A 15,442-nucleotide genomic window follows, 5' to 3' on the forward strand; every position below is an offset into this window, starting at 1 on the left:
GATTTTTTTGGAGCAGCTCTGCCTTGGATAGTCATGGGGTTAGCCGTTGCTATTTCAATAACTTATATGAGTTCAAAGAAAAAAGGAAAGAATATGTAGTAGGGATAATATTTTATGCTCCTAATATTCTTATTGGAAGTACAATATAGCCATGCTATACCTGAAAAATGGTATGGCATGGCTTTTATTTCAGCAGATAACGAGAAGCGAATACCTAGAAAGTACGTAATATGTTACGCTTTACTACGATTGAATATGTTCATTCTAATTATGGATAGATATGCAAAATAGCCTCATGTACAAATTCAGCAAGTCCCGGTGTCTTTTGGTCTAAACCTTCTTTATATGTCAAATAAGCCTGCCCGATTTCACGAAAAGTGGCATCATCACAGGGAACCCACATGGTCAATAATTCTCTATAAACAGTAACCGCCTCTTTTGCAGGTAAACTCTCTGGGCCGTCCTTCATGGCCTCACGAAACTTTTGTATGACATCCCCGCAGAGATTAATGATCTTGCCAAAATCCAGGTTCATTATATTTGAGGCGTTTTTAATAAGAGATGTACGGCTCTGTAATATGCCGCTTTTCACTAATGGAAGAAAAAAGGAACTTTCTAAAAAAGCTCGGATTTCATTTGCGTAGGTTTTCTTTAATATTTCAATACGATTTTTCTCAAAGTCTCTAAGCATTAAAATATCAAACTTATCATTTAAAATACTATCAACTGATTGTATCATCTTCTGCAATTGAGCTTGTTTTTCCATAAGAACTTGTTTGTGTTGCCGCAGTAACTCCTTTTCCATTTCCTTTGGATTTTCAAGAATTAACTGAATGTCATGAAGAGAAAAGCCGAGCTCCTTATAAAATAAAATGCTCCATAAGCGGCGCAAACTCTCCTCGTCATAATAGCGGTAACCCGATTCTTTCACCTCACTGGGCGGCAATAATCCGATTTCATCATAATATTGTAAAGTGCGGCGGCTAACACCGGACAGTTTACTCACTTCATTAACGCTTTTCAATTTTCTTCCTTCTTTCTCTGATTAACTAGCCATTGAAATATTTTATTAAAAACTAGTTGACTCGAACGCAACGTTATAGATTATGCTCTCATAATAAGTCATAAGCGGTGCTTTGTAAAGCAAAATAACAATAAGGAAAACACCGCAATAATAAGGAGGATTTATTTAAGATGAGTAAAAATAAAAAGGCTCCGGAACTTGAGCCGATACCAAAGAACATTATGAACATTGCCTGGATTTTAGTGCTTGGAGCAATTATGCCATTATTTGATTCAACGATGGTCAACATTGCCATTAAGCATTTGAGTAATGATTTTAGTACCGGACTTGATTCAATTCAATGGGTAATAACAGGATATGTATTAGCTATGGCAATTTCAGTACCATTTGTAGGTTGGATAGTCCAACGATTCAATGGTAAATGGTTAATGATTGGTGCCAATATGTTATTCTTAGCTGCTTCGATTACTTCGGGACTTAGCTGGAGTATTCATTCACTGATTATTTTCCGAATTATTCAAGGTATCAGTTCCGGCTTTATTATGACATTGGTGACTACTTTGTGTATTGAAGTCGCCGGCAGCGAACGAGTAGGCCGGTTGATGTCAACCGTTGGTATCCCAATGGTATTGGGCCCAATCCTTGGACCGGTTATTGGAGCAGTAATTGTCCAATTCTTATCATGGCGTTACATTTTCTTTGTTAATGTACCAATTGGTATTCTTGCCATCGCTTTGATGATTTTAAAGTTACCTAACTTCACGCCGGTTAACAAGAAAGCAAAATTCGACTTTATTGGTATCCTATTATTAGGTGCCAGTTCAGCAATTTTGATCTATGGGATTACAAAAGCTGCGAAAAATGCTGCCTTCAATAACAGCACGACTATTGGCTGCATTGTTGCCGGAGTCGTACTTCTAGCAATTTATATCATATACGCTGCTATCAAAAAGGAACATGCAATTCTACCATTGCACTTATTTAAGTCCAAAAGTTTCAGTGCTGTAATGGTAGGCTTGTTTCTTGCAGGGATTGCCACCAACGGTCCAATGTTACTATTGCCTTTATTTTTCCAAAACATTAAGGGCTTCTCAGTACTGAATACTGGATTAATCTTGATTCCCCAAGGTATTGGGATGTTAGCTGCCCGCCCGTTGATTGGTAAGCTAACGGATAAATTCGGTGCTCGTAAGGTTGTCCTGATAAGTTTGATTTTAGCCATTGCTGGTACAATACCATTTGTCCTCTTTGGTAAGACATCTTCACTCATTGTTGTGTGCGTTGTCTTATTGGTTCGTGGTATAGGAATCGGTGGTGTCACCATTCCAATGATGACGGATGCATACACTGGCATGGTTAAACAAGAAATTGCGCAAGCAAGTGTCGGAACCAGACTCATGCAAAATATTGGTGGAGCATTTGGTTCAGCAGTGCTTGCAACGGTTGTCAGCTTTTCAATCCAAGGCAAAGTACCAACAATTCCGCTCATGACCACTGCTTATCACGATGGTTTCAAGGTAGCCTTAGTCCTTAGCTTGGTATTGTTTATTCCGACTATATTTTTGACGAACAAGAAAGTTGAGAAATAGTTTATTTAATTGAAAATAGTTAAGCGCTGCTAGGAAATTGTAAATATGGCATATAAATAGAGCATCAGCTTTTGGGCTGATGCTCTGAATCTTTATAGCGGAGAACGGGAATCGAATATGTACAAAAAACAGGGAAGGGCTTATTTAATGATTGTTATTTGGTTAGGACAGGGTCGCCAGGTGACAGTTTGTTAGTAGTAGATTTGCTTGATACTTGTCAAATGGTCAGGACATGGTCGCAAAGAGACAGTTTGTTAGTGAATAATGTTTTATTTTAAGATAATGGGCGTCGTTTGGTATCCGAGTTATATTACATAAATTACTAATGTTTGCTGGGTAACTTACCAACTGTAAGTAAGTATTTTAATTTGTCAATAATAGTGGTAAAATATGGTTAAATTGATTTCGAATGATAAAAGAGTAATTCTTAGATAAGAAATTTAATTTCTGATAATAGCAATAATGCGAAGTAGAAGATATTCATAAGATATATACTTTGAAAAAATATAAGTGGTATTTATTTGTTAGACAGTTTGAAGTGCGGATTATTTTATTATATTCAGGAGGAGAAATAGTTTGTATATTGAAAAAAACGAATTTAAAGTCATAACTATTGAAAAGGGAATTAAAGTTTTTGGTGCAAAAAGCGGATACGAATTATATGGCAAAATTGATGATATGAAAAACATTGCTAAAGGTAAAAAGGAACATTGTTCACATTATGGGCTTTGGATTGGAAGTCATCCTAACGAGTATTATTTTATAGGTATCGAAGTAATAGATGATGAACAAAGCCATGAATATACAACATTTACCGTCCCAGAAGGTAAATATATACAAAATCATTTTAATGCTGAAAACATTGATAAATTGTTAGGTGAGAAATGTGGCAAGAAATATGTAGAGGGTGAAAATTGGGCGAAACAGAATAATATCCCAATAGATACATCTCTCTTTGTAGAAATATATCCTGAGGGAATTTTTGATATGGAATTCCCAGAGATGTATTATTTATGTAAAGTCAAAGAATAAGTAATCCATAGTACCAAATAAGCATAACATAAAGCGATAAATTCCAACTTTGTAAGGAACATAAACTGCCTATTATATTTATTAGGAGAAAAAGCACATGAATAAACAGGATTACATATCACTATTGGACTGCATGTATCCAAATTTTTTTGAAAGGGAAAATATTCGCAATCTTCCAGACCAATGGATTTGTGATGAAATGATTCTTCATTTGGATAAATTTGAGCCAAAGAAATATGATAGGAAATTAGACGATAGTATTTCCTTTGGATATTATAATGGAGACCTTGATGAATTAAAGGAAGCAGTAGGAAAAGTTGTATAATATTGGACACAATCTTATAACGGTAAACATAGAGTATATTGTGGATATATAGATGGAAAAGTTGCGAGTTTCTGCCTTATTGAGGATATGGGTGTACGCAACATAAGTGGACGCGAAATTAAAATAGGAGGACCAGGTTGCGTTGGAACGCTTCCAGAATATCGTAATAAAGGAATTGGGTTGACAATGGTTAAGAATGTAACTCAGATTCTAAAAGATGAAGGATATAATTATAGTTATATTCACTTTACAGGTGTAGCACCATGGTATGAAAAACTTGGTTATAAGACTTCTATTAAATGGAATAAGAATGGAGTAATGTAGTGAGAAAAATTCCCTCACCAGAAGATTAGTACTTTTATTCTCACTGCGTCTTCTATATTTACATAACAAAAAAGTAGTTACTACACTAAAACCAGTGCAGTAACTACTTTTTTATTACAGCGGATAACGGGAATCGAATATGTACGAAACCCGGGAAGTCCTTATTTATTGTTTGTCAGATGGGAAGGACATAGTCGCCAGGTGACAAATCAGTAACATGATTTATGTCACGGGCGAAGAAAATAGCGGTCCTTCGGTAGCCCGTTATCCTAATGCACCATTTTATTATACCGGAAGCCGTAACTTCTTGTTGAACTAACATATATTATAACTAGAATAATTTGTATTCGAGGATAATTATGAATTATACTAGTTCCGCTCCACAGGGTATGATATTTCCAGGTGAAACAATAATACATGTAGATAACGCTCTAATTGAGGAAGTTGCTGCAAACACAGAAAGTACAGGGTATATTTTAATATATTACGAAGTAAGCGACGAGAACAATATGACTAGCATGCAGGAAATCAGGCTAAATGTAGCGAATAACACCATTATCATCGATGAAAAGGGAATATCACTTAATATGTATGATTTACAAGAGGGAATGCGAATAGATGCAGATTTCTCTTCTGCAGTGACAAGAAGTATTCCCCCTCAATCAAGCGCGTACCGGATTTTAGTATTGCAAGAAGAAGCTTCTTTTTATATAACAACGGACCGTGTTGTAAGTGTTGATACAATTAATGGTCTCCTTCTCACCGGAAACCCCTATGACATGTATGATCAGATGATGTTCAACATTTCTGATGAAACAATGATTCTGGATCAAAATGGTAACGCCATTCCATTAGAAGCAATTCAACCTGGGCAGAAAGTACGGGTGGAACATGCCATATACGAGACCCTTAGCATTCCTCCTCAATCTCCTGCTTACTTGGTGCAGGTTCTATAAAATTAATTATACCCCTGGTCCTGCAATTAGCTTTTGCATGACGGGGGTATTTGACAGATCGCCTGCACATCTGCCAAAACAGCTCTTAAGAATTGAATTTTTATTGGAGGCGATGATATGAGCCAACAGATTAGAAAAAATGATATGCTGCCATATGAAGAGGATTTAATGAAGAATAGATATCTTCTTACAATGCAAGAGGGAGATGTGACTGGTGATGGTATTCCTGATAAAGTATATTTATATGGCAGTAAAACAGCGGACACAAAATCAAGTTTTGTAGATAATATTTCAATCGTTATTGAGGATGGATATTCAGGTAAAAACAGCACCATTACTCCGGATTTTAATGCCGGATATAATCCCAGGTTATTTCTCGGTGATTTTACAGCAGATGGTGTGGATGATATTAAATTAAGTATAAATTCAGGCGGCAGCGGCGGTTATGGCTATTTTTATATCTATGCTTATATTAATAATATACCCACAGAAATTTTTAACTTTAATCAATATAATGCCTTGTTTCAGTATAAGGTGGATTACATTGATCTTTATAGGGTTGTGGTATACAATGTCAACCATGATAAACTATTTGTATTGGATGTAAGTTACAAAGGCGATGAATACGTATCACAGTATTATGATGAATCGGGTATGTTAAAAATGCCGATTCAAGGGGATGTTCTGGGTGTAAATGCGATAATGCCATTTATTCAGAACGAAGAAGTAAATGCCTATGAGCTTTTGGTATATCAACGGATCATTGGACCTATAAACAGTGATACCTTGGGGTATATCGAGAATGTACTCTCGTGGGATGGAAAAGAATTTTATTCTACACGGATGTCAGCCGTGATACCGGGCCTGCTTTTGAATCCACCGGTAGGATGAGAAGTAAATACACATTCACCATTGGATTCACACTTTTATTCTTGCAATCTTCGCTTCTTATGGTTCATCTACAGTAATAAAAAAGGTACTATATCCCTCAAAACCAAGGGTTATAGTACCTTTTTTTTAACAGCGGATAACGGGAATCGAACCCGCGTCTCAAGCTTGGGAAGCTCGCATTCTGCCAGTGAACCATATCCGCATATGATTGGAACGTACCCCTATTATAAATCCATATAAAGGAAAATTCAACTGTAAAATCAGCAAAATTTTTAATTCGATATTTTTATACTTGACAGTGCACTCATTTTACTGTAAACTACAGTCAATTACAGGTGACAAGACAGCTAACATGATAGTAACATTTAAGAGTAAAGTAGCTGACTTTCTTTAATCATTAAAACCAAAAACGGGGGACATCTAACATGAATACTAAGAATTCCGTACAAACCATGACCATTGCAGCACTGCTTTCGGCTATTGCCATTCTGATTCCGATGTTTGCGCCTAAATTTATATTAGAGCCTGCATCCTTTACCCTAGCAAGTCATGTGCCCATCTTTATAGCAATGTTCATTTCACCTTATATTGCAGTAGCAGTAGCGATTATTTCCGCCATTGGATTTTTGCTGGCAGGAATCTTTCCGATCGTTGTTGTTTTAAGAGCATTATCCCATATTGTATTTGCGGTAGTTGGCTCTATCCTGCTTAAGAAGAATAAGAATTTCTTGAACACGACCGGCGGATTTGTAACATTCGGTTTACTGATGGCATTAATTCATGCTGTTTGCGAGGTTACCGTAGTTACCTTTTTCTATTGGGGAAATAACATGACCAGCGGTTATTATGATAAAGGATACCTTTTCTCAGTCATTTTATTAGTAGGAGTCGGCACCATTATTCATAGTATGATTGACTTTACAATTGCATTTGCTGTCTGGAAACCCCTTCAAAAGGTGGTATCTATACCCGCAAGCGTTAGAACTTCAAAACAACGTGAGGCAAGATATTAATAGTGAGGGAGATTTATTTCTATAAATAAATTAAAAGGCCATGCATCCAGAACATTTCTGTGATGCTTGGCCTTTCTTAATTTGTGCCTGGCAGGCATATATCTAAACGGGTGTAAGTCTCGAATCCCAGGGCAGTGGGAGAGGATGGTGGCTAGTCACCGCCTCTTACTTGATTTTCTCTTTCAGCAGATGTAACCTGTTTCTATTGTACCGCCTTATCCGATAAACAACAGAGTATCCATTAATCACCAAACACTTCCACAAATACTTTTCTGGTCTGAGGCCCGTCGAATTCTACAATATAGATATCCTGGGCACCACCGCAGATAATCTTTCCGTCTACTACCGGAAATACGCAATGATTTCCACAGATAAGACTTTTTATATGTCCGGTAGAGTTATTTCCTGTGGCACCATAACTGGGAAGGAAATGGGCATGGGCATAATCTGCCTCCAAAGGTACAATTCGGGTCAGGGTATCTGAAATATCTGTTTCTACACAGGGGAGCCCTTCATTTACCATGATTCCTGTGGTGGTATGAGCAGTTACAACCAGTACCAATCCGTTCTTTACCGGGCTTTTTTCAACGATATCATGAACTTCTTTGGTAATCATATGAAACTGCTCCGGTTTTCTGCTCATCCAGGTAATTTTCTGCAGGTCTACCATTCTGCCGCCTCCTCTCCTAAGAATCTCAAAGCATTCTTATAATAGATGTTCTCTCTTGCATATTCCCTCATAGGTACTTTATCCAAGGCCCGAAGTAATTTAAACTGCCGGAATCGGGGGCCGTTTGAACCGAACATAATCTGGTTGTACAGTGCCCTTTCTGTCCATAAAGGTCCCATATCAACCGTAAACAGCCGCATCATGGATTCTTCCGGTGAATCCATATATAAGACGGAAGTGTCGGTATAAACATTAGGATATTTAATCATCAACATAACCGTCTCCCGTACAAAGGGCCAGGCGAAATGAGCCAGACAGATACGGAGGTTCGGATATTTCACAGCAACCCCTTCAAACTTTAAGGGATGGGCATATTCCGTTATGCAGTCAGGCTCCCAACTAAGCCCCGCATGGAAGATAACAGGCTTATTATATTCCAGACATTTTTGATATATTGGCTGCATACAATCATCCATTGGGTAAAAATGCTGTTTTGCCGGATTTAGTTTCAATCCTTTCAGCTTAAGAGTGCCAAAGGCATAATCCAGCACTTCAAGTGCGTCGTTTCTGTGGGGATCAACACTTGCAAAGCCAATAAACCGCTCCGGATGCTCTGATACCAGTTGTGCTATCTGGTCATTGGTTACGATACAGCCTCCTTCGGTTGTGGTTAAGTCTAAGGGCAGGAGAGCAGCTTTGTCTACCCTGCCGTATTCCATTTCAACAAACATCTCTTCATAATCATAAGGAGACTGTTTGTATACACCAAATGCTCTGGAACGGAACTCCAATTCCTCGGGGTTATTACAAATGGATTTGTAATAGATGGGGTGTATATGCATATCAATAATCATAGGTTTCCTCCTTTCCCGTAATTAATATGGTTCAAATCTTGTTACAACCTCTGCACTGATCTTTGCACCAAATTCCATACAGGCAGGAATATCCCATCCCATCATGATGCCGTATGTAAAACCGGCTATATAGGAATCTCCTGCACCAACGGTATTTACGACTTTTACCGGCACAATACCCTGGCGGTAAAAGTTTTCACCATCATAGCTAATGCTTCCATTTTCACCTAAAGTGGCAGTAACGATCTTTGCTCCGAAGGAACGAATCTTCTTTAGGAGGCTCTTAATATATTCATCTTCTTTGTCATAGGATAAAAATGCGTAATCTACATTTTTGTAATTCTCTTCTCGGTTATATTGAGGATCCTCACAAAAAGTAGAAAAATCCATTACTACTTTTACGCCGGCAGCTCTAATCTCCGCAAGATCATTCAATACATTTCCAAAAAGGTCCGTATGCATAAACTGAAAATTCTTGATATATTCCTTATCTTCCTCTGTAAGCTTAAAATCCAGCATAACGCCGTCAATTGCTTCTAAATGAACCCGGTCTATGCCATTGATTAAGTCCATCATCATTTTACAAGTTTCACCTTTAGCAGTATGCAGGTGGGAAATATCAATTCCTTCCTTTTCTAATGCTTCCCGCATCTTTTCCCCATAGATATCCGTTCCTACAACACTTAAGATACTTACGGGAACTCCCAAACGTTTTAAGTGAATGCCCCAATCCACACCGTTTCCGGTGGGATAGAATTTATTGAGTTTTTCATAAACATCAACACAGGAGAAACCTACACCAATTGCTTTTATATCCGGGATTCTTTCCTTAATCATATTTTTTTCCATAGCCAAACGCTCCGTCGATACAACATATTTTTGCAGCAAACCTGGCAGCTTCTGATAAGCTTTCCCTGATTGCTAAGTCACGGCTGCAGCCTTTTTTCAAGCGGTCAAGGTAGCCCACCAGGAAGGAAGTAATTAAGGAATCACCGGCACCCATAGTATCCACTACCTTTTCGATTGGTTCTGCCGGCTGTTGATAGAACTGCTCCCCGTCAAATAAAATACATCCGTCAGCACCTCTGGAAGCACAGGCAAGCTTAGGTCCAAGAGAAACGATCCATTTTAAGCGTTCCTTGGTTTCTTCTTCGGTTCCGTCAAAGGAGCAAAAGGCAAAATCTACATCAGGAGCGACCTCCCTGTAATACTCGTCCGTAGAATCATCGGAAAAGTCATAGGAAATAAAAATGCCTGCTTTCTTAATTTTATACAGCTCTTTTTCCATAAAACAGTAATTACCGGAATGTACCAGGTCGAATTGCCTGATATACTCCAAATCAAACTGATCCAGAATAAAAGGAGTTTCTCCGCGGATACCACCTTCATTGGAACCTAAGAATACTCTGTCCCCATCTATTAAAGTCGCTCTTGCACATCCGTTTTCCCCATCCAGCTGCTGACACTTTATCATTTCGATGCCAATCTCCTGAAGTGTATTTATTACATGTTCAGCTTCCTTATCATTTCCAAAGTACCCCATATAAGCGCTTCTGGCTGCTCCGAACATATTTGCATAGACAGCAAAATTCACACAATTTCCGCCCGGATACATGGTTTTTAAATGTTCATATTTATCTACGACATTATCACCGAAACCTAATACATTTACATTATATTTACCCATAATCATACCTCTTTCTATTAATATTCCACTACACCCATATAGCGTCTCATATCCAAAGGATGGCGGCGTTTATCCTGCAGGCCGGTGCGGTAAGCAACACTCATCGCATAAAAGAGGATAGGGTTAAAGTATTCCACGCAGGAATCATCTATTGCACCGATACCCAATTCTTCCGCATCTATCACTTCATATTTCTTAGCATATTTCTTTAAGAAGGTAAGTGCTCTTTCATCCATGACGCGGTTCGGACCTTTACTCATCAGAAGGATATATAAATGATCTTCATCTGTTACTTCAAAGGGTCCATGGAAGTATTCTCCGGAATGCAGGTAACAGCAATCCATCCACTGCATTTCCTGGAGGGAGCAGATAGAAAATCCGTAAGCTTGGGAATAAGAAGCACCGGAACCCATAATATATAGGAAAGGTTCGTCCGCATATTTTTCCGCGAATACCCAGGTGCGGTTCTTTACCTTATTTACTGCCGCGCGTACAATGCCGTCAATTTTTTCAATGCCGTCTGCAATCCCATCATATAATTTATAATTCGGTTCCTGTACTTTCATGAGTTCGTTCAGGACACGAAGTACGATTCCCTGGGGTTTATCCTTTTCATTCACTGTATCTGACCAATCATAAACTACAGGTATCATGGAATCATCATTGCAGGCTGAATTCGGATTGTGTGTCATGGTAATGACAGCCGCCCCACTGTTTTTACCCAGATGAGCTGCTTCTACAGTTTCCTTTGTATTACCGCCGTGGGAACAGATAAATACAAGACTGTTTTTACCCAGATGTTTCGGCGGAGCAATCACAAATTCTTTACTGGTATACCAAGCTCCATGCATGGTTTCTGATTCTGCTTGTATAAAATAGAAACCCGGATATAAATCGACCAAAGAGCCGCCGCAGGCAACAAAATAAATATCCTTGATTTCCCCATGTTTTTTTAATATTTGTTGTACTAATTCTCTTGCATTCATTGTTTATCCTCCATAAAATTTATTTCATTGTTTATGTTAAAGCTGTGCGGAAATTGCACAGAATACCATAGCTAAAATTGTGATAACGATAAAGAATTTCCAGATTGTTTTCCACCATTGTCCAAAGGTAATCTTACAAACTGCAAGTCCGGCTACGGTCATACCTGCGGTGGGGCTGATCATATTCGTCAGCTGATTTGCAAATTGCATAACTGTGACACTTGCTTCCGGATTAACTCCCTGTAAGTCGCATAGCGGAGCCATAATAGGCATGGTAAGGGAAGCTAGGGCAGAAGAGGAAGGTACCAGGATAGAAAGCAGGGACTGTACCAGATACATAACTGTTGTAAATGCCACGCTGCCGATATTGGCAAGGCTGTTGGATAAAGTGTTTAATATGGTATCAATAATCATTCCGCCTTCAGCAACTACTAAGATACCACGGCAGACACCAACTACTACGGCAGCAAATGCCAGATCCTTGACTCCAGTTACAAATTCTTCGGCTATTTCTTTTTCTTTCAGACCGCCTGCAATACCCATTAAGATACCCATGATTAGGAATATGGCAGATATTTCATCCATGTACCAGTGGTATTTTAAGATGCCGAACACAATTGTACCCATGCCAAGAGCAAAAATGCCAAGTACTAATTTGTGACGGAGGGAAAATTCTGTGTTCTCTTCATCCATTGCAAATTCCTGTTTCTTAAGCAGATCATCTTTGTAGGTAATGGAACTGGTCGGATTCTTATGGACCTTTGATGCATAGCGCATAACAAAGATAATGGAGATGGTCATCATGATAATCCACCAGATAAAGCGGTAGATTAGCTGAGGATTTCCCTGAATTCCTGCAACTCCCTGAGCAATAAGTACGTTAAAGGGATTGGTGGTGGAAGCTGCATAACCGATCTGGGGTCCTAAAAATACGACCATAAAGGTGGTCATGGAATCATAACCCATTGCAAAGAATATGGGAATGAGCATAATGTAAAATGGAATGACTTCTTCCGACATGCCAAATGTAGTTCCGCCGATACCAAACAGTAGCATCAATATCGGGATGAGCAATACCTCTTTTCCCTGAAGTTTTCTGATTACTCTGCGGATTCCCATATTCATGGCATTGGTCTTTGTCAGAATCTGAAAGGTTCCGCCAATTAAAAGAATAAAGGCTACCACATCGGCAGCTGCCTGAATCCCCCTGGTAGGTGCCATCAGAATTTCTAACAACCCCTGACGCAGATCAGCTCCGTCGTTACTCACTTTTTCAATTACTTTATAGGTTCCGGAAATTGCTACTTCCCTTTCGCCTGCCGGCGTATCGATTAATTGTCTTTGAAACTGTCCGCTTGGTAAGATCCAAGTCATTATTGCAAATACAACAATTAATACAAATGCTAAGGTATAAACATGGGGCAAAGCGATTTTAAATCTTTTCTTTTCAGTCATAATCGTACCTCTCTCCAATACAGTTTTTATCTAATAAATGGTTCATAAGCTGCCATATTTCGCATATCATGGGAATCCGGCTTTTCAAAATAATCAAAATCCGTAATTTCCTGTCCTAAGTAACCTTTATACCCTCTCTGATCAAGTACTTTTAACCAGCTCTCTAAATCATGATTTCCGTCTCCCCAGATAAGATGTCCATATGGATTTCCATCAATAAAATGCATATGTATGATGTCTTCTCCAAAAACATCAAACCATTCCTCCAAGGTTTCTCCTGCAACCCCCATTGCAGTGGTATCAATCATTACTTTTAAATGAGGATGATTGATTTCATCGAACATCCTTTTTGTATTGCCAAGCGTCGTTACCAGTTGAGACTCCTGTGGCCTTAAAGATTCCATCGCAAGGCAGATGCCTTCTTTTTTAGCTTCTTCCGCCAGCCTCGCAAGCATATTGGCAGAACGTTTCCAGGCTTCCTCCCTGTCCTCGTTCCAATACCCCCAACCGGAATTGATTGCCATGATCTTGCAGCCAAGCTCTGCTCCTGCTTTTAATCCATTCTTAAAATACTGAAAGCTTTTCTCATAGATTTCAGGTACTTGAGCTGCAAACTGATATTGATAGGTACAGTTCTCCGGCGTGATGATTCTTGCCGTAAGCCCGCGAGATTCAATTTTATGCCTTATTTCCCTGCAGTCAGAATAGGTCATGGAATCCAGAAAGAAGTGGGGAGCTCCGGGCCATAATTCGATAGTCTTTACTCCTAATGCCGCCTGGGTATCTAAAAAATATTCCAAAGAATAATAGAGATAATGAATATTCATGGCAGCTATCTGTTCTCTGTCAATTAGTTTCATTTCTTTTCCTCCTTTATTTTAATTAGCAGACTCTTTCTCGTATACGATACGTCCATCAACGATTGTCATGGATACCTTGACATCCCGCACTTGTTCCATAGGAACTTGAAATACATTATGATCCAGTACGGTAATATCTGCGATTTTTCCTTCTTCCAGGGTCCCATATTTTACTTCCATTTCGAGATTTTTCTGACCGCCTAAAGTCCAGGCTTTCAATATTTCAGCAATGGTTATGGTATTATGTTTGTTAAATGGTTCCCCTCCCTCCGGAAAATATCCACCGCATCCATGATAGATGGATTCCGGAATATCTGTTATCATAAGGGGCAGGTCCGTGGCTCCGGATAGTACGACTCCGCTGTCTATCATTTTTCTCCGGTTCCAGTAATACTGTCCTCGTTCCTTACCAATGGTTTTAAGGATTGCCGCCTTGACTTCATCACCGGGATCTAATGACATAATCTGAAAATAGATTTCTCCTATTACCCCCAGTTCTCCCATACGCTCTAAATCTTTTGGAGCTGTAAACTCCATGTCTGTAATTGCATGCCTGTTTACTACTTTATTATTTTCTTTTTTGCACTTATCAAAAATATCCAATACCTTATGAACTGCACCATCCCCCTGGGCATGGAGGGAATATCGGAAGCTATTTTGATCTGCCAGGAGAACTTCCTTCTCGATCCCCTCATAGTCAATATGGATTGAGCAGCAGGAATCAGTTCCTTCATAGGGTTTTAACAAGTCTCCCTTTTTACTTGCTACGGTTCCGTCCGTCATCCGGTTATAGCCTGAAAATCGGACAAAGTCGCCGGTAAACTTTTCTCTCATTCGTTTTCCGTGTTCAATATTAATTCCTTCCCCAACGGGCTGTGACATAAAAAATATTCGCAGGGTTAATTCTTTGTTTTCCTCTTTTTCTTTTAAGAACGAATCAAAACCATAGAAATCATCAAATCCCATTTCCTTAACAGTGGTAACACCTCTGCTGTTTAATAATTTCATATAATCCTTGAATTCTTTTTCAATAAAAGTTCTGTCATTTAAATACTCCCGCATGATTCTGTAATATGCCTCCGGATAACAGGTAAAAGATGTAAATCCGTAAGCATCCTTTGCGGCTTGGTTCATGATACAGGAGCTTCTGTCAGCTGAAAATAATATAACGGGTCTCTCCGGATAGTTCTGATTTAATAGCTCCTCCAGGCCTTTTGCCGGAAACTTCTTTACATCCCATCCATGGCCGTAAATAGTCTGCACTTCCTTAAGTGTTCTTTCATATTCTTTCATCTTTTGAAGGCACTTCTCTTCTGAATCGACCTCTGAAAGGTTCATTCCAATATGGTAGATGGCATATCCGGTAAAAAAGGTATGTACATCTACAAAACCCGGTGTTATAAGCTGGTCCTTCAAATCCAAGACCTTCGTATTTTCTCCAATTAATTCTTTGTAAGAGTCATCCCTTCCTACTTTAACGATTGTGTTACCGGAAACAGCGATGTAGCCTTTTTCAGGTTCTTCATTTATACCTGTGAAAATGTAATTGGAGCGCAAGATTAAATCAATATTAATATTGCACATTTTTTAATACCCTCCCATTTCGTTTTTGCGTATTTTCACTATATCATATTATAACGTTATATACAATTATAAATTTTGAAATTCTTATCTTTTGTCATTTGTTATTATTATGAGTTGAAATTTTGTGCACAATGTACAAATAATAGCCAAAATTATACAAATAATTGGCCTTTGGCAGAATAAGCTTGTTAT

General features: G+C 38.7%; 16 protein-coding genes and 1 tRNA gene. 7 read left to right on the forward strand and 10 right to left on the reverse strand.

Translation table 11 applies throughout. From position 1 onward, the window contains the following. Nucleotides 1–268: 268 nt before the first annotated feature. Nucleotides 269–1,024, reverse strand: coding sequence for a MerR family transcriptional regulator (locus bsdcttw_RS01030; protein WP_185257611.1), 756 nt, complete (start codon nucleotides 1,022–1,024; stop codon nucleotides 269–271). A 170-nt stretch (nucleotides 1,025–1,194) separates the two neighbouring features. Here bsdcttw_RS01030 and bsdcttw_RS01035 point away from each other — a divergent pair, with 170 nt between their 5' ends. From bsdcttw_RS01035 to bsdcttw_RS01060, 6 genes are all read left to right on the forward strand, one after another. After that, the gene (locus bsdcttw_RS01035; RefSeq protein ID WP_185257612.1) at nucleotides 1,195–2,613 is read left to right on the forward strand and encodes an MDR family MFS transporter; all 1,419 of its coding nucleotides are present in this window, start codon (nucleotides 1,195–1,197) and stop codon (nucleotides 2,611–2,613) included. Nucleotides 2,614–3,189: 576 nt separating this feature from the next. After that, nucleotides 3,190–3,645 carry a hypothetical protein gene (locus bsdcttw_RS01040; protein ID WP_185257613.1) on the forward strand — a complete coding sequence of 152 codons (456 nt, stop codon included), beginning with the start codon at nucleotides 3,190–3,192 and terminating at the stop codon, nucleotides 3,643–3,645. A gap of 97 nt (nucleotides 3,646–3,742) precedes the next feature. Then, entirely contained in the window at nucleotides 3,743–3,970 is a 228-nt protein-coding gene (locus tag bsdcttw_RS01045; RefSeq protein ID WP_185257614.1) for a hypothetical protein, read from the forward strand. A gap of 48 nt (nucleotides 3,971–4,018) precedes the next feature. Continuing rightward, the gene (locus bsdcttw_RS01050) at nucleotides 4,019–4,294 is read left to right on the forward strand and encodes a GNAT family N-acetyltransferase (RefSeq protein ID WP_185259643.1); all 276 of its coding nucleotides are present in this window, start codon (nucleotides 4,019–4,021) and stop codon (nucleotides 4,292–4,294) included. Between the two features lie 359 nt (nucleotides 4,295–4,653). Further along, nucleotides 4,654–5,250, forward strand: a complete 597-nt coding sequence (locus bsdcttw_RS01055) for a hypothetical protein (protein ID WP_185257615.1) — start codon at nucleotides 4,654–4,656, stop codon at nucleotides 5,248–5,250. Nucleotides 5,251–5,367: 117 nt separating this feature from the next. Then, a complete protein-coding gene (locus bsdcttw_RS01060; protein ID WP_225903757.1) occupies nucleotides 5,368–6,141 on the forward strand; it encodes a VCBS repeat-containing protein in 774 nt (257 codons plus the stop codon). 131 nt (nucleotides 6,142–6,272) lie between these two features. On the opposite strand, the gene bsdcttw_RS01065 is transcribed toward bsdcttw_RS01060, so the two are convergent. Beyond that, nucleotides 6,273–6,343, reverse strand: a tRNA-Gly gene (locus tag bsdcttw_RS01065). Nucleotides 6,344–6,566: 223 nt separating this feature from the next. On the opposite strand from bsdcttw_RS01065, the gene bsdcttw_RS01070 reads away from it, so the two are divergent. Next, entirely contained in the window at nucleotides 6,567–7,154 is a 588-nt protein-coding gene (locus bsdcttw_RS01070) for a hypothetical protein (RefSeq protein ID WP_185257616.1), read from the forward strand. A gap of 241 nt (nucleotides 7,155–7,395) precedes the next feature. Here bsdcttw_RS01070 and bsdcttw_RS01075 read toward each other — a convergent pair whose 3' ends face one another. From bsdcttw_RS01075 to bsdcttw_RS01110, 8 genes are read right to left on the reverse strand one after another with little or no spacing between them, the layout of a single operon-like run. Continuing rightward, nucleotides 7,396–7,824, reverse strand: a complete 429-nt coding sequence (locus tag bsdcttw_RS01075) for a secondary thiamine-phosphate synthase enzyme YjbQ (protein ID WP_185257617.1) — start codon at nucleotides 7,822–7,824, stop codon at nucleotides 7,396–7,398. After that, nucleotides 7,818–8,678, reverse strand: a complete 861-nt coding sequence (locus tag bsdcttw_RS01080) for an amidohydrolase family protein (RefSeq protein ID WP_185257618.1) — start codon at nucleotides 8,676–8,678, stop codon at nucleotides 7,818–7,820. The genes bsdcttw_RS01075 and bsdcttw_RS01080 overlap by 7 nt, the downstream gene beginning before the upstream one ends. 21 nt (nucleotides 8,679–8,699) lie before the next feature. Beyond that, a complete protein-coding gene (gene frlD, locus bsdcttw_RS01085; protein WP_225903758.1) occupies nucleotides 8,700–9,527 on the reverse strand; it encodes a fructoselysine 6-kinase in 828 nt (275 codons plus the stop codon). Next, on the reverse strand, nucleotides 9,508–10,365 hold the full coding sequence (locus tag bsdcttw_RS01090; RefSeq protein WP_185257619.1) for a PfkB family carbohydrate kinase: 858 nt from the start codon (nucleotides 10,363–10,365) through the stop codon (nucleotides 9,508–9,510). Before bsdcttw_RS01090 ends, frlD begins: the two co-directional genes overlap by 20 nt. Nucleotides 10,366–10,382: 17 nt before the next feature. After that, the gene (locus tag bsdcttw_RS01095; protein WP_185257620.1) at nucleotides 10,383–11,351 is read right to left on the reverse strand and encodes an SIS domain-containing protein; all 969 of its coding nucleotides are present in this window, start codon (nucleotides 11,349–11,351) and stop codon (nucleotides 10,383–10,385) included. A gap of 36 nt (nucleotides 11,352–11,387) precedes the next feature. Beyond that, complete coding sequence (locus tag bsdcttw_RS01100; RefSeq protein WP_185257621.1) at nucleotides 11,388–12,806, reverse strand: YfcC family protein; 1,419 nt, start codon at nucleotides 12,804–12,806, stop codon at nucleotides 11,388–11,390. A gap of 26 nt (nucleotides 12,807–12,832) precedes the next feature. Next, nucleotides 12,833–13,666, reverse strand: a complete 834-nt coding sequence (locus tag bsdcttw_RS01105) for a sugar phosphate isomerase/epimerase family protein (RefSeq protein ID WP_185257622.1) — start codon at nucleotides 13,664–13,666, stop codon at nucleotides 12,833–12,835. Between the two features lie 18 nt (nucleotides 13,667–13,684). After that, entirely contained in the window at nucleotides 13,685–15,250 is a 1,566-nt protein-coding gene (locus bsdcttw_RS01110) for an amidohydrolase (RefSeq protein WP_185257623.1), read from the reverse strand. Between the last annotated feature and the right edge of the window lie 192 nt (nucleotides 15,251–15,442).

The organism is Anaerocolumna chitinilytica, from assembly GCF_014218355.1.
GTDB classification, from domain to species: Bacteria; Bacillota; Clostridia; order Lachnospirales; family Lachnospiraceae; genus Anaerocolumna; species Anaerocolumna chitinilytica.